The 20,034-nt window shown below is 64.5% G+C and carries 19 protein-coding genes and 11 pseudogenes; 23 read left to right on the forward strand and 7 right to left on the reverse strand.

What is annotated here, in order from left to right; translation table 11 throughout:
- Positions 1-38: 38 nt before the first annotated feature.
- The 18 genes and pseudogenes from KAE78_RS14860 (at position 39) to KAE78_RS18045 (ending at position 12,245) form a co-directional block, all read left to right on the forward strand.
- On the forward strand, positions 39-1,160 hold the full coding sequence (locus KAE78_RS14860; protein ID WP_223172714.1) for a sugar ABC transporter substrate-binding protein: 1,122 nt from the start codon (positions 39-41) through the stop codon (positions 1,158-1,160).
- An 11-nt stretch (positions 1,161-1,171) separates the two neighbouring features.
- A complete protein-coding gene (locus KAE78_RS14865; protein ID WP_223172715.1) occupies positions 1,172-1,600 on the forward strand; it encodes an alcohol dehydrogenase catalytic domain-containing protein in 429 nt (142 codons plus the stop codon).
- A 109-nt stretch (positions 1,601-1,709) separates the two neighbouring features.
- Complete coding sequence (locus KAE78_RS14870) at positions 1,710-2,183, forward strand: zinc-binding dehydrogenase (RefSeq protein ID WP_223172812.1); 474 nt, start codon at positions 1,710-1,712, stop codon at positions 2,181-2,183.
- On the forward strand, positions 2,180-3,136 hold the full coding sequence (locus KAE78_RS14875) for a thiamine pyrophosphate-dependent dehydrogenase E1 component subunit alpha (protein ID WP_223172716.1): 957 nt from the start codon (positions 2,180-2,182) through the stop codon (positions 3,134-3,136). Before KAE78_RS14870 ends, KAE78_RS14875 begins: the two co-directional genes overlap by 4 nt.
- A pseudogene (locus tag KAE78_RS19990) lies at positions 3,129-3,610 on the forward strand (acetoin dehydrogenase); the annotation flags it as partial. The gene KAE78_RS14875 and the pseudogene KAE78_RS19990, both read left to right, overlap by 8 nt.
- Positions 3,611-3,822: 212 nt before the next feature.
- Positions 3,823-4,154 (forward strand): annotated as a pseudogene (locus KAE78_RS18930) (transketolase C-terminal domain-containing protein).
- The gene (locus KAE78_RS19995; RefSeq protein ID WP_223172717.1) at positions 4,147-4,641 is read left to right on the forward strand and encodes a nuclear transport factor 2 family protein; all 495 of its coding nucleotides are present in this window, start codon (positions 4,147-4,149) and stop codon (positions 4,639-4,641) included. Before KAE78_RS18930 ends, KAE78_RS19995 begins: the two are co-directional and overlap by 8 nt.
- Positions 4,642-4,910: 269 nt before the next feature.
- The gene (locus tag KAE78_RS14900; protein ID WP_223172718.1) at positions 4,911-5,978 is read left to right on the forward strand and encodes a substrate-binding domain-containing protein; all 1,068 of its coding nucleotides are present in this window, start codon (positions 4,911-4,913) and stop codon (positions 5,976-5,978) included.
- Between the two features lie 28 nt (positions 5,979-6,006).
- Positions 6,007-6,231, forward strand: a pseudogene (locus KAE78_RS20000) (hypothetical protein); the annotation flags it as partial.
- A gap of 59 nt (positions 6,232-6,290) precedes the next feature.
- On the forward strand, positions 6,291-6,800 hold the full coding sequence (locus KAE78_RS18025) for a sugar ABC transporter substrate-binding protein (protein WP_262927900.1): 510 nt from the start codon (positions 6,291-6,293) through the stop codon (positions 6,798-6,800).
- A 156-nt stretch (positions 6,801-6,956) separates the two neighbouring features.
- Positions 6,957-8,474, forward strand: coding sequence for a sugar ABC transporter ATP-binding protein (locus KAE78_RS14910; RefSeq protein ID WP_223172719.1), 1,518 nt, complete (start codon positions 6,957-6,959; stop codon positions 8,472-8,474).
- 154 nt (positions 8,475-8,628) lie between these two features.
- Complete coding sequence (locus tag KAE78_RS14915) at positions 8,629-9,525, forward strand: ABC transporter permease (RefSeq protein ID WP_223172720.1); 897 nt, start codon at positions 8,629-8,631, stop codon at positions 9,523-9,525.
- A gap of 8 nt (positions 9,526-9,533) precedes the next feature.
- Positions 9,534-9,770: a nuclear transport factor 2 family protein gene (locus KAE78_RS20005; protein ID WP_411156042.1), complete on the forward strand. Its 237-nt coding sequence runs from the start codon at positions 9,534-9,536 to the stop codon at positions 9,768-9,770.
- On the forward strand, positions 9,743-10,018 hold the full coding sequence (locus KAE78_RS18030; protein ID WP_262927901.1) for a nuclear transport factor 2 family protein: 276 nt from the start codon (positions 9,743-9,745) through the stop codon (positions 10,016-10,018). Before KAE78_RS20005 ends, KAE78_RS18030 begins: the two co-directional genes overlap by 28 nt.
- Positions 10,019-10,165: 147 nt before the next feature.
- Positions 10,166-10,840 (forward strand): annotated as a pseudogene (locus KAE78_RS20010) (amidase family protein); the annotation flags it as partial.
- A 322-nt stretch (positions 10,841-11,162) separates the two neighbouring features.
- The gene (locus KAE78_RS18035; RefSeq protein WP_262927902.1) at positions 11,163-11,441 is read left to right on the forward strand and encodes an amidase family protein; all 279 of its coding nucleotides are present in this window, start codon (positions 11,163-11,165) and stop codon (positions 11,439-11,441) included.
- 187 nt (positions 11,442-11,628) lie between these two features.
- On the forward strand, positions 11,629-11,979 hold the full coding sequence (locus KAE78_RS18040; protein ID WP_262927903.1) for an acetoacetate decarboxylase family protein: 351 nt from the start codon (positions 11,629-11,631) through the stop codon (positions 11,977-11,979).
- Positions 11,976-12,245 carry an acetoacetate decarboxylase family protein gene (locus KAE78_RS18045; RefSeq protein ID WP_262927904.1) on the forward strand — a complete coding sequence of 90 codons (270 nt, stop codon included), beginning with the start codon at positions 11,976-11,978 and terminating at the stop codon, positions 12,243-12,245. The genes KAE78_RS18040 and KAE78_RS18045 overlap by 4 nt, the downstream gene beginning before the upstream one ends.
- Positions 12,246-12,481: 236 nt before the next feature.
- On the opposite strand, the pseudogene KAE78_RS14940 reads toward KAE78_RS18045, so the two are convergent.
- Positions 12,482-13,766: pseudogene (locus KAE78_RS14940) on the reverse strand (IS3 family transposase).
- Positions 13,767-13,888: 122 nt separating this feature from the next.
- On the opposite strand from KAE78_RS14940, the pseudogene KAE78_RS14945 reads away from it, so the two are divergent.
- Positions 13,889-14,185, forward strand: a pseudogene (locus tag KAE78_RS14945) (transposase); the annotation flags it as partial.
- A gap of 20 nt (positions 14,186-14,205) precedes the next feature.
- On the opposite strand, the pseudogene KAE78_RS14950 reads toward KAE78_RS14945, so the two are convergent.
- Positions 14,206-15,251 (reverse strand): annotated as a pseudogene (locus tag KAE78_RS14950) (IS110 family transposase).
- A 273-nt stretch (positions 15,252-15,524) separates the two neighbouring features.
- Between KAE78_RS14950 and KAE78_RS14955 the strand changes: the two are divergent.
- The 3 genes and pseudogenes from KAE78_RS14955 to KAE78_RS18940 form a co-directional block, all read left to right on the forward strand.
- A pseudogene (locus tag KAE78_RS14955) lies at positions 15,525-16,198 on the forward strand (IS3 family transposase); the annotation flags it as partial.
- Between the two features lie 296 nt (positions 16,199-16,494).
- Entirely contained in the window at positions 16,495-16,983 is a 489-nt protein-coding gene (locus KAE78_RS18935; protein ID WP_317451971.1) for an IS110 family transposase, read from the forward strand.
- Positions 16,984-17,150: 167 nt separating this feature from the next.
- Positions 17,151-17,249 carry a transposase gene (locus tag KAE78_RS18940; RefSeq protein ID WP_317451972.1) on the forward strand — a complete coding sequence of 33 codons (99 nt, stop codon included), beginning with the start codon at positions 17,151-17,153 and terminating at the stop codon, positions 17,247-17,249.
- 338 nt (positions 17,250-17,587) lie between these two features.
- On the opposite strand, the pseudogene KAE78_RS18050 reads toward KAE78_RS18940, so the two are convergent.
- The 3 genes and pseudogenes from KAE78_RS18050 to KAE78_RS14975 all read right to left on the reverse strand — a co-directional run.
- Positions 17,588-17,701 (reverse strand): annotated as a pseudogene (locus KAE78_RS18050) (transposase); the annotation flags it as partial.
- A gap of 52 nt (positions 17,702-17,753) precedes the next feature.
- A complete protein-coding gene (locus KAE78_RS14970; RefSeq protein ID WP_223172722.1) occupies positions 17,754-18,281 on the reverse strand; it encodes an IS3 family transposase in 528 nt (175 codons plus the stop codon).
- A gap of 115 nt (positions 18,282-18,396) precedes the next feature.
- The gene (locus KAE78_RS14975) at positions 18,397-18,714 is read right to left on the reverse strand and encodes a helix-turn-helix domain-containing protein (RefSeq protein WP_223171608.1); all 318 of its coding nucleotides are present in this window, start codon (positions 18,712-18,714) and stop codon (positions 18,397-18,399) included.
- Positions 18,715-18,853: 139 nt separating this feature from the next.
- On the opposite strand from KAE78_RS14975, the pseudogene KAE78_RS14980 reads away from it, so the two are divergent.
- A pseudogene (locus tag KAE78_RS14980) lies at positions 18,854-19,060 on the forward strand (IS3 family transposase); the annotation flags it as partial.
- Between the two features lie 238 nt (positions 19,061-19,298).
- Here KAE78_RS14980 and KAE78_RS18945 read toward each other — a convergent pair.
- Positions 19,299-19,667: an FCD domain-containing protein gene (locus KAE78_RS18945; RefSeq protein WP_317451956.1), complete on the reverse strand. Its 369-nt coding sequence runs from the start codon at positions 19,665-19,667 to the stop codon at positions 19,299-19,301.
- 128 nt (positions 19,668-19,795) lie between these two features.
- Positions 19,796-19,963: pseudogene (locus KAE78_RS18950) on the reverse strand (GntR family transcriptional regulator); the annotation flags it as partial.
- Between the last annotated feature and the right edge of the window lie 71 nt (positions 19,964-20,034).

A 20,034-nucleotide genomic window follows, 5' to 3' on the forward strand; every position in this document is an offset into this window, starting at 1 on the left:
CGCTACCCGTTCCCCATCCGACACTCGAAAGGTTCCCCATGGCACGCAGGACCGTCTTCGCAACGATCTCCACCGTTGTGTTCGCCTTCGCTCTCACCGCATGTGCGTCGAGCGCCGCACCCGGCACTGCACCGTCAGGCGACTCCAACTCTGAGATCGTCCAGGACGCGCAAGCGAGAACCGACGCCGCAACGTCAACCGTGGACGTGGCGTGGGACGGGGCCGGCGTGAAAGCGCCAACGGACAAGGGATTCGTTGTCCTCGTGCCGTGCAACCAGGCCCAGCCCGGCTGCACCGAACCAGCCATCGGCGCGGAGGAGGCACTCACGGCTCTGGGCTGGAGAGTGCAGATGATCGATGGAAAGGGAACCGGCGACACCCAGAACGCCGCCGTGCAGCAGGCCCTGGCACTGTCACCGGATGCCATCCTCACCTTCGCAATCGACCCGCCCACCATCCAGCAATCCCTCGCTGCGGCCCGGGAGCAGGGCGTCATCGTTGTCTCCTCCGCGGGACAGGAGTCGGACCTAGTTGATTCTTCGGTGAACCCGACGCTAGACATCTACTCGGAGACCGGCTCCCTGCTGGCAGATGTCGCAATCGCGGATCAGGCAGGGGAGGCCAAGGCACTCGTCCTGCACGACACCGGCTTCAGCGTCCTCGAACCGCGCTATCAGGCATTCCTCGACCGTCTTGCCGAGTGCGAGGGGTGTGCCGTCCTCGAGGAACAGACATTCACCTCCGCGGACCTCGTCGTCGGACTGCCGCGCCTGGTGCAGCAGCTCGCTCAGCGCCACCCCGACTTCAACACGCTGTACGTGGACTACGACGACGCGGTGCCCCCGATCCTGCAGGCTCTTGACTCCCTCGGCCTCGAAGGCAAGACGATCCTTGCGTCCAATGGCACGCAGGATGCCACGCAGTGCATTGCGTCCGCATGTGGTCAGACAGCCACCACTGCGTTCTCTCTCCGCGGCATCGGATGGGCAGCAGTTGACCAGCTGATCCACATCCTGGCCGACGAGGACCCCGCGACCGCTTCCTACCCCATCGGAGTGAAGCTCATCACCGCCGAGAACGCCGGCCAGATCGACGGCATGTGGGACGGGGACACGGACTACCGCGGCGAGTACCTCGCCCGATGGGGTGTGGCCGAATGACCCCCGCAGAGATGCGCGCTGCCGTCCATCAAGATCGTGCGGGATCGGCAGGTATCCAGCAGCAGCTCGTCCCGACCCCACGCGCCGGTGACGGAGAAGTGCTCATCGCCCTCGAGCGGACGGGCCTTAACCGACACGACGTCTTCGTCATGGATGCACGGACTGAGTCCACCCCGCCGCTCGTGCTGGGATCGGACGGTATCGGCGTCGTCGTCGAAGTCGGCGCAGGAGTGAGCGCCTCGAAGATCGGACGAAGGGTCATCATCAACCCATGCCTGGGTTGGGACGACCCGAGCGACGTTCCGATAGTCCCGGAGATACTCGGTGACCCGCGGTGGGGACGCTGGCACAGTTTGTGTCCGTTCCCGCCAACAACATCGCCACCCCACCGGCTCACCTCAGCGATGACGAAGCTGCTGCGCTGGGGTTGGCCGGGATGACAGCATACCGAGCGCTCTTCTCCGTCGGTGACCTTCGCCCGGACCAGCACCTGCTGATCCCCGCCATCGGGGAGGGGTCGCCCTCCTCGCACTTTCGCTCGCACGAGCTATAGGCGCCCGCGTCACTGTCACCTCGCGACGACCCGAGATGCTCGAACGCGCCCTCGAACTCGGCGCAACTGACGCGCTCCTGACCGAGAGCGACTGGTCCAAAGCGCTCGGCGAACGAGTTGACCTCGTCCTGGACACCGTCGGCGCCCCCACTTTCTCACGCGCGGTCGCTGCACTTCGCCCTGGCGGCCGGCTGGTCAGTGTTGGCGCGACGGCGGGCGCCGAGGTGGCGCTGGATCTTCGTGACCTGTTCTTCCGACAGATATCTATAGCCGGCACATCAATGGCCAGCGCACAAGAGTTCGCCGACATGCTCCGGTTCGTCTCCACCCACGAGATCCGGCCGGTCGTTGGCGCAATCTACCCGCTGGACCGCGCGGAGGAAGCACTCGAAGCCCTCTCCGCCAACACCCACTTCGGAAAGATCGTCGTCTCCATCGGCGGCGACGACGGAAAGCAGACGAGCACATGAACGACAACGAGAAGCTCTGGGACCATCTCACACGAATGCGACGGATCCGCGCGCTCGAAGAGAAGATCGCTCAGCTCCGCGCGGAAAATCAGATCGTTGGCTCAGTCCATCTGTGCAACGGTCAGGAAGCCATCTACGTCGGCGCATGCGCAGCACTCGACCTCACCCGAGACGCCGTCTTCCCCACCTACCGTGGACACGGCTGGGCAGTCGCCTGCGGCGTGCCGCCGCGCGCAATTCTCGCCGAGTTGCTCGGACGTTCCACCGGTATCAGCGGTGGCCGCGGCGGCTCCGCGTACTTCACCGCACCCGAATACGGATTCTTCGGCGAAAACTCCATCGTCGGGGCAGGCGCACCCATTGCGACCGGTGCAGCACTTGCCGCAACGTTCGACGGGTCAGGACGAGTCTCAGTCGCATCGTTCGGCGACGGCGCTCTCAACCAGGGAGCGGTTCACGAAGCGATGAACTTCGCTGCAATACGTTCCCTTCCCGTCATCTTCATCGTCGAGAACAACAGCTACTCCGAACTGACCCCCATCTCCGCGATGGTCAAAGTCGACCAACTGTTCCGCCGGGCCAACGCCTACGGCATGCCTGGAGCGCGGGTCGACGGCAACGACCCCGCCGCCGTCGCGGACGCCGTCGCCCAAGCTGTCGCGCGCGCCCGACGAGGCAAAGGCCCTGTCCTGCTGGAGCTGATCACGCAGCGCCTCGTCGGCCACTACATCGGAGATGTCCAGCACTACCGCCCCGAGGGCGAGCTGGACGAGGTCTCGAAGGTCGAACCCATCGTGCGCCTGGAGCAGAAGCTCATCGGCCTCGGCCGCACCCGCGAAGAGCTCGACGAGCTACACGCCAGCGTGCAGAACGAGATCGAAACCGCGGCGGCCGAGGCGCTCGCAGACGAACTCGCACCGACTGACACCGTTCTGGAGCACCTCTATGCCTGAGACAACCATCAAACGATCTTCCTACGCCGAGGCCGTCAACGCCGCCCTCACCAGAGCGCTGCAGGAACGCCCAGAAGTCCTCGTCTTTGGAGAGGACGTAGCCCTACCTGGTGGCGTCTTCGGCGTCACCAAAGGTCTCCACCGCCGGTTCGGCAACCGAGTCTTCGACATGCCGATCTCCGAGTCCGCGATCCTGGGAGGCGCGGTCGGGGCCGGACTGTTCGGCATGAGATCCGTCGTCGAGATCATGTGGGCCGACTTCTCCCTCGTCGCCCTCGACCAGCTCGTCAATCAAGCGGCAAACGTTCGATACGTCTCGCAAGGAGTGCTCGGCTCACCCATCACGGTGCGCACGCAACAGGGCAACGCCCCGGCGCCTGCGCACAACACTCCCAGTCGCTCGAAGCGCTGTTCGCCCACATCCCCGGGCTTCAGGTCTGCATGCCCACAACGGCGCAAGATGCCTACGACCTACTCCTCACCAGCATCTGGAGCGACGATCCAACCGTCGTCATCGAAAACCGCACCCTGTACCACGGCGAAAAGGTGGACGTTACCTACGGGGCGCCGATTCAGCCCATCGATGGTGCACGTGTGCGACGTCAGGGCAGCGACATCACCCTGGTCACCTGGGGTCAACGCAGTTCGCTGCGCTGGAGGCAGCCGAGGCAGTCGCGCGAGAGGGCATCGACGTCGAAGTCATCGACATGCGCTGGATCCGCCCCTGGACCACGAGACGGTACTGACAAGTGTGGAGCGCACCGGCCGGCTCGTCATCGTCCATGAAGCACACACGACCGGCGGCGTGGGTGCGGAGATTGCGGCGCGCGTCGCCGAGCACGGGGTGCGCCTCGCCTCACCGGTGGTTCGAATCGGAACCCCCGATGTCCGCATTCCTGCCGCGCCCCACCTCGCGCAGGCAGTCATCCCATCCGCTGCTGGCATCGCCGACGCACTACGCCGGACGTTCACGATCAACGCGAGCTTCGCCGGCGGAACGATGGCATCTCATGGATGAGCGCCTACTTCTCGAGCTCCGCGCCGAGCGAGACATCGCACGCCTGCAAGCCACGTACTCCGCACTCTGCGACGACGGCTTCCCTCCCACGCAGATCTCCGATCTGTTCGTTGAGGACGGAGTCTGGGAGAGCTCACTCGGCGTTCGCTGCGAGGGTCGAGTACAGATCGCGGAGCACTTCGCCACGGCGGGACCGATGTACCCCTGGTCGATGCACATTAACGTGCCGCTTGGCATCGACCTCGCGGAGGACAGCCGAACCGCCCACGGCTCCTGGCATCTGCTCATGCCCTGCACCGACCGGAGCAGCGGCGATGAGCAGGCCGGGTGGCTCGCCGGCACCTACCGAAACACGTTCGTACTCGTTGACGATGCTTGGCGCTTTCAGCATCTTCGCGTGGCCTTTGAGTTGATGACCCCTCACCTCACGGACTGGGCGGCAAACCGATTCGGTCTTGCCACAAAGCCCGGGCAACCCCCGCAGTAACCCCTGCACACACCCGACCCAATACTCATACAGAAGGACAATGATGTTCACCACCAAGAAGACCAGGAAGGCCGCGATCATCGCGGTCGCGGCACTCAGCGTGCTGTTGGCGGGATGCCAGAGCACCCCGAGGCCGGCCCCGAAAGCTCGGCAGGATCCTCGGCAATCGTCGAAGAGGCACAGGCGCGCGTCGCAGCCGCGCAGGCCCCCGTCGAAATCGGAGCACCCGAGCAGAGCCCCCGGTCCAGGAGGACAAGTTCGTCGTGCTCGTGACCTGCTCACTGGCCTCGGAAGGTTGCGCGCAGCCGGCCAAGGCCGCGCAGGAAGCCGCGGAGGCCATCGGATGGCGGGTACAGATCATCGACGGCAAGGACACCGCTGACACGCAGAATGCCGCCGTCCAGCAGGCACTCGCCCTCGGTCCGGATGGCATCATCACGTTCGCGATCAACCCGACGGCCATCCAGGGCTCCCTCGAACTCGCGCGGAGCCAGGCGGTGAAAGTCATCGCCTCATCGGCGACCGAGAGCGACCTCGTCGACTTCTCCAACATCCCCTCGCTGCAGACATGGGTGGACAGCGGGTCGCTTCTCGCCGACTACGCCATCGTGAAGACCGAAGGCGACGTGAAGGCGCTCGTCCTTCACGACACGGGCTTCGACGTCCTCGAGCCCCAGCACCAGGCGTTCATCGATCGGCTCGACGAATGCGACACCTGCGAGATTCTGGAAGATCAGAACTTCACGTTCGCTGATCTGGCAACGTCGGTTCCGCGCCTGGTCCAGCAGATGGCGCAGCGCCACCCGGACTTCAATACCTTCTACATCGACTACGACTACGCCGTCCCGTCCGTACTCCAGGGCCTGCGTGCGATCGGTGCAGAAGGAAAGATTGTGCTCGGCTCGGATGGAACCTCTGCAGCTATCCAACTCATCAGGGACGGCGGCGGCCAGTCCGCGACCACCGCGTATGCTCTCGCCTGGATCGGCTGGGCGGACATCGACGCCATGAATCGCATCTTCGCCGGAGAGTCGCCGGATCCCGCAACGGAAGTCCTCACCCGCAAGCTCATCGATCAACAGGTCGCCCTCGACCAGAACATCGACGGGCTCTGGAACGGTGACGTCGACTTCGAGGCTGCATATCTGAAGATGTGGGGGTGGAGCAGTGATCCGCAGACAGCTCCAGCGTTCGACGCATCCTCGACAGGTCCGGTCGATTCTCGTCGCCGGCGGTGTGGCGATGGCGATACTCCTGTCCGGATGCGCCTCCTCTGTCGACCCGGGCCCGGTCGAAACTGCGTCAGGCTCCGATCCGGTCGTGCAGCAGGCACGTGAGCGGGTAGACGCCGCGCGGGCAGAAGTAATGAGAGGGGCGCCGGAGACGGGTCCAGCCGCACAACCGGACAAGTTCGTCGTGATCGTCCCGTGCGCCCTCGCATCCGAGGGCTGCGCGCAACCCGCTTATGCGGCAAAAGAGGCGGCCGAGGCGTTGGGATGGCGAGCACAGATCGTCGACGGGAAGGAAACCGCCGACTCCCAGAACGCTGCGGTCCGGCAGGCTCTGACCCTCAACCCGGATGGAATCCTGACTGTCTCCATCAACCCGTCGACGATTCAGTCCTCGCTCGCACAGGCACGCGAGGAGGGGTGGTCACCATCGCCTCGCAGGCCCTGGAGACCGACCTCGTTGATTTCTCGGGCACGCCGTCGGAGCGAGTGTGGAAGGACAGCGGATCCCTCCTCGCCGACTATGCGATTGCCGAGACGGACGGAAACGTCAAAGCACTCCTCCTGCACGACACCGGATTCGAAGTGCTGGAGGCCAGATACGAGGCCTTCAAGGACCGACTCGCGGAGTGCGCGAACTGTGAGGTAGTGGAGGAGCAGACGTTCACCTTCGCCGACCTCGCAACCTCCGTTCCTCGAATGGTCCAGCAGATGGCCCAGCGCAACCCCGACTTCAACACCATCTACATCGACTACGACTACGCAGTGGCCTCCGTAGCCCAAGGACTGCGTGCGGTGGGCGCTGAAGACAAGATCGTGCTCGGATCGCAGGGCATCCCGGCCGCGCTCGAGCGAATCCGCACCGGAGAGCAGAGCGCATCGACCGCCTTCCCGAACGAGTGGATGGGTGGACCGATATCGACGCGATGAACAGGATCTTCGCGGGCGAGGATCCGACCGTCGCCGCGGACGTGCTCAGCCTGAAGCTGGTCGACTCCACCAACATCGACGAGATCGGACTCGAAGGCTGGGACGGCGACGTCGACTTCAAGAGTCAGTACCGTGCGCTGTGGGGGTGGAGTGACAATGCCTCACACCGTCGAAGTGCGATCCGTCACAAAGATCTTCGGAAACCAGCGGGCACTGTCAGAGGTCACCGTGACATTCCACGGCGGCGAAGTACATGCGCTGGCGGGTCTGAACGGGTCCGGGAAGTCGACCCTCGTGAAGCTGCTGGCGGGAGTGTACTCGCTCGACGGCGGAGAGATCGCGGTCAACGGCCAGGTCGTCGGCGACCTCACACCCGCCAGCGCAGGTGAGTTCGGACTGCAGTTCCTGCATCAGGATCCGGTCGTGTTTCCCCACCTGACTGTCGCAGACAACGTGTCGGTAGGGTCCGGGTTCCGCTCCAGTTCGCGCGTGCACGTTCGCCGGCGACGTGAAGATCAGGTCGCACAGCACGTGTTCAAACGCTTGGGTGTGCCGCACCTCGATCCGAAGCGTCAGATGTCAGACCTGTCTCCAGCAGAGCGAACGATGGTCGCCATCGCCCGCGCCGTACAAGACCTCTGGACTGACCGAGGGGTACGGCTGCTCGTTCTCGACGAGCCCACTGCCTCGCTCCCCGAACACGAAGTGAAACTCGTGACAGACATGGTCCGACGAGTCGCAGCGGAGGGTGTCGCGGTTCTGTTCATCTCGCACGACCTCAGCATGGTGCTCGACCTTGCCGACCGCGTGACCGTTCTCCGTGACGGAAAACGAGTGGACACGACCGCGACGACCGAGCTCACCAAGCAGGAACTCGCCGCATCGATGGTTGGCACCGCGGACCGGTCGCCCGCCGCACTGAGCACGAGCAGGGCACCAAACAACGCGCCCGTCTCGCTCTCTGCCTCCGGCATCAGCGGAGGAAAGGTGAAAGACGCGTCCATCGAAATTCGGCGAGGCGAGATAGTGGGGATCGCAGGACTCCTGGGCTCCGGCAGAAGCACACTCCTCAGACTGTTGTACGGGGCGCAACCGTTGCACGCAGGAGAGACCAAGCTTTTCGGCACTCCGCTACGCTCAGGGAGCCCGCGATACTCCAGGAAGGCCGGGATCGGCTTCGTCCCGGAGGATCGCCGGAAAGATGGTGCGTTGCCGACGATGACTATGGCGGACAACGTCACCATCGCCTCGATGGACAGCTTCGCCAGCCCGTTTTGGATTCGCCGGAAAGCAGAGACGCGCTCGGCGTCGGAAACGATGGAGCAGTTCGACGTTCGTCCCCGGGACCCGGAGAAGGTGTTCCGGCTCTTCAGCGGCGGCAACCAACAGAAGGCAATCATTGGCCGCTGGGCGCGGCTCGCTCCCAAAGTGCTCCTCCTCGACGAGCCCACACAAGGAGTCGACGTCCACGCCAGACTCCAGATCCACGACGCGATCCGAAAGCTCGCGAGCGACGGTATGAGTGTCCTGGTGGTCTCCTCAGACTTCGCAGAGCTCCTCGAACTCAGCGACCGCGTGCTGATCATGCGACGTGGACAGCTGAAGGGTCAAGTTGACCCTGCGGACACCAAAGAAGAGCAACTCCTTCATCTCGCTGCAAGCGATGATGCCTAGAACCCGGCAGGCAGGAAAGATCATGACGATTACCGCACCCCCAACGCAAGAATCTACAGACGCGACTGGCGACCCCGTCGCCGCCACCCGAACATCTAGGTTCCGGCGATTGGCAGAACCTCGCTGGTACGGCTTTTACGCGCTAGTCGTGATCGTGGTTCTGTTCAGCGTCCTTCTGCCGCGAACGTATCCGACTGCAAGTAACGTCACTGCCGTTTTCAGCAACGAAGCCGTCGGGCTCATGCTCGCCGTCGGAATGCTCATCCCCATCGTCGCGGGCTACTTCGATCTTTCGCTGGCGAGCGTGCTGACACTATCGATGATCGTTTCCATCGGCATGTTCCAGTTCTTCGAAGCGCCTACATGGCTCGCGTGTGTAGCCGGCGTTCTGACCGGCTCGTTCATAGGCCTGCTGAACGGCATCTCCGTCGCCTGGCTCAGAATCAATTCCATGGTGGCCACACTGGCCATGGGAAGCATCGCGCTCGGGATCGCGCTGTGGTGGACGAACGGGTCGATCTTCGCGCTCAATGTGCCGGAGAGCTTCCGTGCCCTGGGCAGTCGAGTAGGCGGGATTCCGCTGCCCGTCGTCTACGCGGCAGTGATCTGTGTCGCGATCTGGTGGCTGCTAGAGAAGACCCCCACCGGCCGGTATCTGTATGCAATGGGCGACAGCAACGACGCGGCACGTCTCGCGGGCCTTCCCACTCACCGTCTCACTGTGGCCTCGTTCGTCGCTTCAGGGACGGTCGCTGGTATCGCCGGAGTAGCAGAGGCAGCGATTCTCGGGTCCGGGAACCCGCAGGTCGGAGCTGGCTTCCTTCTGCCCGCCTTCGCCGCAGTGTTCCTCGGAGCGGCCATCTACACAATCGGCAGATACAACGTCATCGGCACCATTGTGGCGGTTCTGGTTCTCGCCGCGCTCGTGGCCGGTCTTCAGCAGTTCGGCCTGCCGTTCTACATCGAGTCCCTCCTCAAAGGCGTCGTGCTCCTGGCCGCGGTCGCCTTCACCTCGGGTCGCTTTAGCTCGCTGTCCAGGGCGCGGAAGTGAGCACGGCGATGTCATTGGAGCACAGGGTCGCCGCTCTCGAAGCGAAGTTCCAGATCGCCGATCTGAAAGCCGAGTACGCTCGTCTGTGCGATCTCGGATACGACGGCGACGCCATCGCAGCACTGTTCACCGAAGACGGGTCCTGGGTCAGCAACACATATCCCGAAGTTCGCGGACGAGATGAGATCTCCCGATTCATGCGGGGATCGGTGAGGGCGTGTTCCCGTGGGCAGTTCATCTGCTGACGAACCCTCGAATCGTCGTCGCTGACGACGTCATCACCGCCCGCGGACACTGGGACCTTCTGCAACTTGCCACCAGCCAAGGCGACTCCGTCGTCGCGCTAGGGCGCTATCAGGACGAGTTCCGATTCTCTGACGGCCAGTGGCAATTCTCGGCAGTGCGGGTCGACTTCACCTACGTCGGCAACCTGGCCAGCGGATGGGGCGAGGAAGCGCCGGGTTCCTGGAACGATGACCGAGATGAACCCTGAATCCTCGCGTGATTCTGACGCGTACGTTGAAGCGCTCGTCATTGCCGCCGGCTCGATAGCCCCGCTGCCGGGCTGGAGACCGCAGACACGCGCGTCCGAAGCGAAGCGCCAGCGCAAACCGACCCGTACAACGCGGTGGTGCGCTGGGTGGACGTCAAGGGCAGTGCCGGCGGTCCACTCGAAGGGTTGAGATTCTCGCTCAAGGATTCCATCGCGGTCAGCGGAATTCCGCTCACCGCAGGATCGGTCGCGCTTCGCGACTTTGTGCCTTCCGGAGATGCGACAGTCACGCGTCGTCTCCTTGAAGCCGGAGCGACGATTGCCGCGACTACCAATATGGATGATCTCGCGTTCTCAGGAGCAGGCGACACCAGCGCGTATGGTCCCGTACTCAACCCACATGATTCGTCTCGACTAGCCGGCGGGTCATCCGGTGGAGCTGCGGCATCGCTGTTTCTCGACGGTATCGACGTGGCGTTGGGCACCGACCAGGGCGGATCCGTGCGACTCCCCGCGGCATGGACGGGAACCTATGGGCTCAAGCCCACATTCGGGCGCATCCCGTACACCGGCATCGTTGGCATGGACGCCCGACTAGACCATGTGGGAATCCTCGCCCACTCTCCGCAGCTCATCAGTCGCACGCTCGCCGTGCTGAGCGCCGTGGACGGATTGGACGCCCGACAGAGTCCTGCGTACGAAGGCGTGGGTGTATCCGCTCGCGATGCCAGCCCGGGAGAGCCCCCGATCACTGTGCGAGTCGTGCGATCCGCGATGGACAGCGCCGAACCGCGGATCAGGGAGGCTGTCGAGGAACGTCTGAACGACTGGGCACGGCGAGGCGTCGCGGTCGAGCAGTCCGATCTGGATCTGACGGCTCACGGGCCGATATCAACCGCCATCTTCTTGGAGGGGGCGCTGGCGACATTGGGTGGCTTGTCTGCGCCGTGGAAGGGCACTACTTCTTCTGGGAAGAGTTACACCAGGCGCTTGCGCGGGGTGTCGCATCGAACTTCGAGGAACTGTCCGCCCCCGTTCGTTTCAGCATTCTTGCCGCCCAGCGCCTGCAGGCAACGAACCCGGGGCCGCCTTCGGCAGAGGACTTGCCGCGAGGGACGCCCTGGTCACCGACGTCGAAGCCGCGTTGAGCGGGGCGGACTTCCTCGTTCTCCCAACCTCACCTATCGATGCGCTGGCGATTTCTCACGACATCACCGACGTCGAGCGAACCTCGCGAGGCTGGGATGTCCTGGCGAATACCGGAGCGTTCAATGTGACCGGCCACCCGGCGCTGTCGATCCCCATCAATACACCTGGTCTGCCGGTGGGCGCCATGCTGGTCGCGCGTCACAACCACGACGAGGAACTGCTCGACTTCGCGCGCTGGGCGAGCGAAGGTGCCGCCCCGTCGACGGAAGGATGACCATGAATCAGGACCACCCACGCTCAATCCCGCGGGCAACCTCCATGCCTTCCTTTGCGCCGCTGTACTCGACGGGCACGGAACGTGTGGAGGTGAGGTGGCTCGGCATGACCTATCCCACCGATCCCGCCATCCTCGAATCCCTTCTACCGGCTCCGCTTATCCGGGGAATGTTCCTGAAGTCGGGGTGTGGGTTGCAGAGTTCATCGGCGCGGAGTTCATCACGCCGGACGGAACTGTGGAACGTCGGCCCGCCTACATGCAAGGCGGTGTCTCGGTGCGATGCGACTACCACGGAGCCGACTCCGCGTACGCCGTGATCACATTCGTTGAAGGTCTCAACCACGGCATCCTCGGTCGCGAACAGTTCGGGCTTCCGAAGAAGCAGGCTCGCGAAGTGCGCCTGCAAGAGAAGGAAGCGGGACTAGACGTCTCTTTCGTCACGGCCGGAGGGATCCCACTTCTCAGCGCCTCCGTCGACCTCGACGGACGAGATGAGGACGAGCGGCCCGCCCCGAGTGGTTCGACCGTCACATGACACACAAACTCATCCCCAGCGCGGAAGGTAGCGGGTTCGACATCAGTCGACTCGTCGAGATCCCCTGGGCCTTCAGTCAGTTTGAGGATGTCCGCCACGGTGACGCCCGCATTATATGGGCTGAGGACCGCACCGACCCGCTCCACTTGCTCGCGCCAATCGGTGCCGTCCGGGCTCGCTATGGCAGGAGCGTTCTGAGCATCTCGTACGGGACCTATCGAGAGCACGTCACCGAGTTCAGTTCCTTCGGGAGCCCGTCATGGTAGCCGTCGCGCGATTCTCCCCGCCGCGGATTGCTCCACCTGTTGGCGCCTTCAGCCATCTCGCCGTACATCCCGCCGGCCGGGTCGCCTATCTTTCGGGTCAAATCGGGGCGGACACTACCGGGCGAGTACCGCTGAGCATCGCTAAGCCTTGATCCACCGATGAGCCCTTGGCGGGTGGCGTTGTCGCGCGTCAGACTATGTGGCAGGGGTGAAGCGCCCCAGGTTCTCTGCCGCTCCTATGCGGGTTGCGGTTCTCGGTTGAGAGCTGCGTAGTGGGCTTGCTCGAACTCGGCGGGTGGAACGTAGCCGAGGCTCGAGTGAAGCCTACGAGTGTTGTACTAATCGACCCAGCCAGCGGTCGCGAACTCGACGTCGCTGATGGTCTTGTAGGGCCCGTCGTGGAAGACCGTCGTGCGGATGCACTCCGTCTTGAAGAGCCCGTTGATCGTCTCCATCAGCGCGTTATCGAACGCGTCGCCGACAGACCCGATCGAGGGAGCGATGCCGTCGAGCGCGAGCTTGTCGGTGTAGGCCAGGGAGACGTATTGAGACCCGGCGTCCGAATGCGCACGGAGCTGCTCGGGCCGGATCGGGTGCCCTTCACGCGCTCGTTCCCACAAGGCCATGCGCAGCGGGATCATCACCAACTCGACGTGCTTGGTGGTCTGCGCATGCCAGGCCACGATACGTTGCGAGAACACGTCGACGATGAACGCGACGTAGACCCAGCCCGCCCAGGTGCGGCAGTAGGTGAAGTCCATCACCCAGGTGTGATCCGGACGCGGCGCAGTGAAGTCGCGGTTCAGGAGGTCGCCGGCACGGACCCCGTCTTTCGCGGGATCGTGGTGCGCACGCCTTTGTCACGACGGATCCCCGAGAGCCCGAGTGCTCGCATGGCACGATCGACAGCTCCCCGCGACGCGTCGGGCATCGAGGTTCGACGGATCAGGGCAGTCATCTTCCGACGCCCGTAGAGGCCCTCCGGTGTCAGCACGCGACGCATCTTCCCGCCTCGTTCGACAACGGTCCAGGCTGCCGAACGGACCGCATCCTGAACCTGCGCGTCCGCGATCGTCCGCGACGCGACGACGCCTTGCCGGCGGGCCCGGTAGGTGCGCGCGGCGATCTTCACGCCCTGCTCACGCAGGACCCGGATGATCGACTCGACCGCGTGACCTTCAGCTCTCATCTGGTCGATGAAACCCAGCATCAACGGTTGCGGGGGTCGAGTTCCCCCGCGAAGAAAGTCGTCGCCGCTCGAAGGATGGCGACGTCTTCCCGCAGGCGACTGTTCTCCGCCTTGAGCCGTTTGATCTCGGCATGCTCTGCGCTGGACACCCCTTCACGGGTCCCGTCGTCGATGTCTGCTTGCAGCACCCACCGGCGCACGGACTCGTTGCCGACACCGACCTGGCGGGCGACAGCTGCCGACGCGGCCGTCAGCGAGGGATACTCCGACCGGTGCTCCCGCACCAACCGGACAGCGCGCTCACGGAGCGCGGGATCGATCTTCTTCGGCATGACATACATCCTTCCAACTCAAAAGGATGCGGCATCAAACCTGGGGCGCTTCAAACCGGGTCTGCTGAAGGTTTGGTTGAGTCCATGACCGCGTGATTCCCGGCTGGGGTCGTGCTGGAAGGATGGCAATCGTGCCGAAGATCTATAATGACGAGTTCAAGCGGGACGCTGTGGCGATGGTCGCATCGGGCTCGTCCCAGAAGGCGGTGTGCAGGGATCTGGGGATCTCGAAGACTGCGCTGCAGACGTGGGTGCGAGATGACCGGTTCCGCTCGCACGGGATGACCCCGACGATGGATCCGGACGAGCGCCGCGAGATGACCGCAGCGCTGCGGCGGATCCGGGAGTTGGAGATGGAGAACGAGGTGCTCCGGCGTGCGGCGGCGTATCTGTCGCAGGCGCATATCCTGCCCCCAAAATGACGCTTCTATGCCTCGTGTCAAGTCATGCGGGTGCGTAGTTCACGGTAGAGCGCTCGGCAGACGTAGCGTTTCAGGCAGCGTCGGATCTCACGGATGGAGAGTCCTTCGGCACGGCGGCGGGAGGCGTACTCACGGTGGTGGGGTCGTAGCTCAGGCGTGTGCGGACGACGACGTCGACAGCGCGGTTGAGTTGGCGATCGCCGGACCGGGAGAGGCGGTGGCGGGTGGTGTTGCCGGATGACGCGGGCAGCGGGGCGATGCCGCCGAGGGCGGCAAATGCAGCTTCTGATCGAACGCGGCCGTGGTGGGAGTAGGCCGCGACCAGGATCGCGCCGGTCACGGCTCCGACTCCGGGGACTGCCTGCAGCCCCGGCGCCAGCGCTTCAGTGAGCTGCCCGAGCTGGCGGTGGTTCTCTCGCAGAACTTCGGTTTGCTCGAGCACGGCTCTGGCGAGTCGCCGTGCTTCTTCGCGGAACACCCGAGTTGTCGCGTCGTCGCGATTTGTGCGCCAGGCTGCTATCGTCGCGATCTGGGCGTCTGTGAGCGGCTTGCGGGCGTCGACCGAGAGGCCGATGCTGTGGACAAGGGCGGTGAGGGCGTTGCGGTTCGCGGTGCGTTGCTGATCGACGAGCGCGCGGGCAGTCAGGAGTACGCGCAACGCCGTCCGGTCCCCGGTTCGCCGTGGCTGGGCGAGCTTGTCGAGGTCTTCTCTGATCACGCTTCTCGCGGCGGCTTCCGCGTCGATCGGGTCGGACTTCCCGGTGCGGGCGCGTGACGGTCTGGCGATCGGTCGGATCTCCGTGACTTCGAACCCGCTCGCAGCCAACGCCGCCGCGATGCCCGCGCCGTAGGAGGACGTCCCCTCGATGGCCGCGGGTGTCGTCGTCCCCTGGGAGCGTCGAGCGATCCAGGAGAGCGCGCGGTTGGTGCCGGCAGAAGTGGTGGGGAAGGTGGCCGTGTCGATGATGCCGCCGGTGCGGGTCTCGACGAGGCAGTAGGTGTGTGTTCGGGCGTGAGTGTCGATGCCGACGACGTGTTCGAACTGATCGGCGACTGTCGTCATGCGAGCTCCTCTGGGATATCAGCACTTCGGCGGGCTGGCTCGGGTGGGGTCGCTCAGAGACACATCTGTAATGAGTCACGCCATTGCGGGCGGACAGGCTTCTGAGCAAGGCCTCTGCGCGGGCAGGCCGAGCCGCGGCACGGTCGCGGACACGTCCTTTTCAAGACACCGCCGCGAGCGGCGGGTCGGTTCTACCCGGAGTCACACGACCGAGCCGAGGCCCAGCCTGTCAGCCGGCCGCAGGCCCGCCAGAATCCATTACAGATCTACCCGCTCGTCCGTGAGCTGGCCGCGCAGAAGGCGCCCATCCCGGTGCCGGTCGCGGTGGCGTGCCGGGTGCTGGGCTTCACCGAGCAGGCGTACTACAAGTGGTTGAAGCAGCCCGTCAGCGCGCGCGAGGTCGAGGAAGCGCACCTGATCGAGGTGCTCCGAGAACTGCACGAGGACGACCCCAAGGCGGGTACCGGGTGCTCTCCGACGACATCACCGACCTCGGTTACCAGCTCTCCGAGCGGCGCGTGTGGCGGCTGTGTCATGTCGCGGGGATCCGCTCAACGATCACGACCCGTAAACGCCGGTATCGGAAAGCGGGCCCGCCCGTGCACGATGACCTCGTGAACCGGGACTTCACCGCCACGGGCCGAACCAGCTGTGGCTGACCGACATCACCGAGCACTGGACCGGAGAGGGAAAGCTCTACCTGTGCGCGATCAAAGACGTGTGGGGCAACAAGATCGTCGGCTACTCGATCGACAGCAGGATGAAGGCTCGCCTGGCCGTGAACGCCCTCGAGATGGCCGTCGCTCACCGCGGTGACCCGGAAGGCGTCATCGTTCACAGCGACCGTGGCAGTCAGGTCGAGGAAATTCCGCAAGGCGCTCAAGCGACACCACCTGCTCGGGTCGATGGGCCGCGTCGGTGCGTGCGGAGACTGTGAGAGTGTCGAGTACCTCCTGGCGGCCTGACTCTTGCTGACGACTGACCCCGAAGTCTGGGTGTCCTTGCTGTTGATCTGTCGTCCGTCAGGAGGCGCATCACCCTCGTGGTGCTGGCCGGGCGGGCGTGACCTCATAGGAGCCTGATCGCAACAGTCCCATCACAGTCCCGTCCACCCGACCGGCCAGTGTCACTCACCCTGTCCTGATCTGGTTGGAGCGAGCACTATGAGCATGCAGCATGTCCCCCTCACCGTCGAGTCGTTGTTGGCGTCGACACTCACAAACACGTCCACGTCGCCGTCGCGATCGATGAGCTCGGCGCGGTCCTGGATCGTCGGTCTTTCGCGGCGGATTCCGGTGGTTACGGTCAGCTGATCGACTGGGGCGAGTCGTTCGGCGGGAAGCTCACCTTCGGGATCGAAGGCACCGGATCCTATGGCGCAGGCCTGGCTGGCGCAGTGCGCCGTCGTGGAATCGGGACGCTGGAGGTGATGAGAACGGACCGTCGCGACCGGCGGTTGCGAGGCAAGTCCGACACGATCGATGCCGAGAACGCAGCCAGGGCAGTTCTCGCGGGCCTGGCCACGGCCATCCCGAAGTCAGCTGACGGAACGGTGGAGATGATCCGTCAGATCAAGGTCGCCAAGGACATCGCCGTCAAGGCGAGAACATCCGCGATGATCAGCCTCAAGCAGGTCATCGTGAATGCCCCGATGATCTGCGTCAGGAGCTGCAGCCGCTATCGAAGATGGCGCTCATTCACCGTTGCGCGGCGCTTCGTCCGGGCCAGGTGACCACGATCATCGCGTCGACCAAGCACACTTTACGGTCGATTGCTCGTCGGTGGGAAGTACTGGATGCCGAGATCTCCGGGCATGAGAAGCTTCTGGCAGAGCTGACCGCGCAGATCGCTCCCGATCTCGCGAAAGCTTTTGCAGTCGGTCCTGACACCGCGGCCGAGATGCTGATCGTCGCCGGCGACAATCCGGAACGGATCCGTTCGGAGGCCGCGTTCGCCAGGCTCTGCGGCGTCGCCCCGATCCCAGCATCTTCGGGATGACCACCCGACACCGGCTCAATCGGGGCGGTCACCGGCAAGCGAACGCCGCGCTCTACCGTGTCGTCATCGTTCGCATGCAGCACCACGAACCCACCAAGGCCTACGTCGCCCGCCGCACAACCGAAGGCAAGACGAAGTCCGAGATCATCCGGTGTCTGAAACGTCTTCTCGCCCGCGAACTCTGGGCCGCGATGCTGTCCCGCGTCAAGTAGTTGGCAGGATTTCTTCTCTTTCGAAGTTGGGGATGGTGGGTCGGCCAGGCCCAGGTGGACTTCCATTGGCCGGTTCCAGGCGATTGCCTCGTGAGGGCGGATCGTGTTGTATTCGATGCGGTAGTCCTCGGCGCGCTCTGTGAGGGTGAGCGCGTCGGGGATGTCGTCGAGGGACAGCCGCTCGTACTTCAACGTCCCGAACCCGCGTTCGCGTGACCCGTTCTGCCCGGGCGATTTCACCCGCGTGCGGACGTGTCGCAGCTCGGGTGGCGCATGATGAACAGCTCGAAGTTCAGCGACCGGAACGGGCCGCCGTTGTCGGTGACGATCGTGACCACCGGCAGCAGCTCACCGGTGTCGGTGTCGACCTGGCACTGGTCGACGAGGGATGCCCGAACATGGCCTCGTAGTCGGCCAGAGCCAGTTCGACTGCGGCGATCGCGTCGTGCTGGTTCGCCGTCGGTGACGTGTGGAAGCGGTGCTCGAGTTTGGAGTACCAGTCCCGACATCCAGCGATCCGCCACGTGCCACCGGTGGTGGTCTCGAACTCGCTGAAGTCCAGCTGCCACACCTGGTTCGGACCTGTCGGTGTCACCGCGAACGCGGCCTTGCGGTCTGCCGCGAGCTCGCGGCGTTGTTTCTGGTACTCGGACGGCAGGATCAGCCCGTCATCGCGCAGCAGCCGCAGCACGGTCGCCTGCGACACCTTGTGACCGTCGTGGCGGGTCATCGCCCAGATCTTCCGATGACCCCACTCCGGCTTGGCCAGCGCATGGGCGACCACCAGCGGCGGGCTGCGTCCCTGGCCGGCTGCGGCCACGGGCCCTTCGGCGGCTGCGACTGCTTCGCCCGGGCTTGCCAACGTCGCCAGGTGCGTTCGGGCATGTCGATGAGCTGGCAGAACCTCGAAGTCGACATGCCCGCATCCACGCGGATCACCTCGAGGTCCTCGAAGGGCCCAAGCGGCCCTCCGCGGACTTCTTCCACACTCGGATCTCGACCGCTGCCTCGCCGAGGGCTTGGGTCAGTTCGGCGACCTCGTCCTCGAGTTGCTGCTCCCGCGTCGAGGGCTTGGACTTGCCGGCCTCGATCCCGGCCTTTCCTCCCTCGAGGAACTGTCGCTTCCAGTTCCCGATCGCTTGCTCGGAGACCTTCTCCCGGCGGGCGGCTTCGGCGATCGTGATCTCGCCTTGCAGAACGGACAACACGATGCGGAGCTTCTTGTCCACAGGGATCGTGGGTGGACGACTCATGATGGGTTCAGACCTTTCAACTGGGGCGTTGCATCAGCAACTAACTACCCCTGCCACATAGTCTGACGCGCGACAATGCGACCCATCCGCGAAGCCCGACCATCCCTCCAAATCGCGGCTTGACAGATATAGGAGCATCAACGCTGCGATGGAATCGTTCTTCAGCCTGCTGCAGAAGAACGTCCTCGACCGGCATCCCTGGGCGAGCAGGCTCCAGCTGCGGCTCGCGATCGTGCAGTGGATCGAAGGGATCTACCACCGCAAACGGCGACAGCGACGACTCGGGAAACTGACCCCCGTCGAGTTCGAGACCATAATGATGGAAGCCGCCTGCCTGGCGGCATAAACCCCGGACTCAACCGAACCTTCAGCAGACCCCATCGGCGTAGGCCCCGTGGACCAGGACGATGGTCTGCTTCGGAGCGTGGGTGGTCGTGTGCATGGTGTCTTTCCTTTCGCGATGGCTTGCGCCTTCCGAGGAGCCGGTTTCGACTCACCCTGTGCAACACCGGCGGCATGCAATATAGTGCATGCCGCGCGAAAGGAGACTCGCACTCTTTGAGGTTGGACTCGCTCGCGGTGGGTCAGTCGGCTGTGATCGGGAGGCTGTGCCACGTGTGGAAGGCGAGGTGCGCAGCGCCTTCGGCGTCGCCGGCCGCACACAGCTCGATCAGCTGAGAGTGGCGCTCGATCGCAGCGAACTTGTCGACGGAGAGGAAGCGGAGGAACTCGGCGCGACGGAGCACAGGCGTGTACTGCTCGAGAACCGCAGCGAGTGCCGGGTTGTGGGCGGCGACCACGAGTGCATCGTGGAAGGCGTCATCGGCGATCACCGCGGCGGCGGCGTCGCCCGCTTCGACGGCGGCGGCGAAGCGTTCATTCGCTGCGCGCATGGCTTCCAGCTGATGCTCGGAAAGGAGCGGGACGGCAACGCGTGCCGCAAGCTCATGCATCGCGGCCACCACATCGCGCGCGTTGCGGACGGCGGCCTCCTCGACGTCGGCGACGACGGTGGACCGGCCGGCCGAGCGACGATGAGTCCGCTCTCGGCGAGCCGCAGGATCGCCTCGCGCACCGGCGTCCGGCTCACGCCGAGCCAGTCGGCGAGCTCGCCATCGCGGAGGCTCTCGCCGGGCGCGAAGGTGCCGTCGACGATCGCGTCACGCAGTCGCTGATACACATCGTCCCGAAGAAGCGACCGGCCGACGGGGGAGAGGAGGTCGGGATGGGCATGCGATGTATTGCACACAGAATCCTGGCAGAAGTCAACCCGCCACCCCGGACATGGTGCGAATGTCCCTCAATGTGTAATATATTGCG

The sequence above is a fragment of the Microbacterium sp. NIBRBAC000506063 genome (genome assembly GCF_017968845.1).
GTDB lineage: Bacteria > Actinomycetota > Actinomycetes > Actinomycetales > Microbacteriaceae > Microbacterium.

Coding starts and splice junctions, on each gene's coding strand:
- KAE78_RS14860 (WP_223172714.1), top strand. CDS start 39: ATGGCACGCAGGACCGTCTTCGCAACGATCTCCACCGTTGTGTTCGCC.
- KAE78_RS18940 (WP_317451972.1), top strand. CDS start 17,151: ATGCTGATCGTCGCCGGCGACAATCCGGAACGGATCCGTTCGGAGGCC.
- KAE78_RS18945 (WP_317451956.1), bottom strand. CDS start 19,667: ATGCATGAGCTTGCGGCACGCGTTGCCGTCCCGCTCCTTTCCGAGCAT.
- KAE78_RS14875 (WP_223172716.1), top strand. CDS start 2,180: ATGAACGACAACGAGAAGCTCTGGGACCATCTCACACGAATGCGACGG.
- KAE78_RS14865 (WP_223172715.1), top strand. CDS start 1,172: ATGCGCGCTGCCGTCCATCAAGATCGTGCGGGATCGGCAGGTATCCAG.
- KAE78_RS14975 (WP_223171608.1), bottom strand. CDS start 18,714: ATGAGTCGTCCACCCACGATCCCTGTGGACAAGAAGCTCCGCATCGTG.
- KAE78_RS19995 (WP_223172717.1), top strand. CDS start 4,147: ATGGATGAGCGCCTACTTCTCGAGCTCCGCGCCGAGCGAGACATCGCA.
- KAE78_RS20005 (WP_411156042.1), top strand. CDS start 9,534: ATGTCATTGGAGCACAGGGTCGCCGCTCTCGAAGCGAAGTTCCAGATC.
- KAE78_RS18045 (WP_262927904.1), top strand. CDS start 11,976: ATGACACACAAACTCATCCCCAGCGCGGAAGGTAGCGGGTTCGACATC.
- KAE78_RS14910 (WP_223172719.1), top strand. CDS start 6,957: ATGCCTCACACCGTCGAAGTGCGATCCGTCACAAAGATCTTCGGAAAC.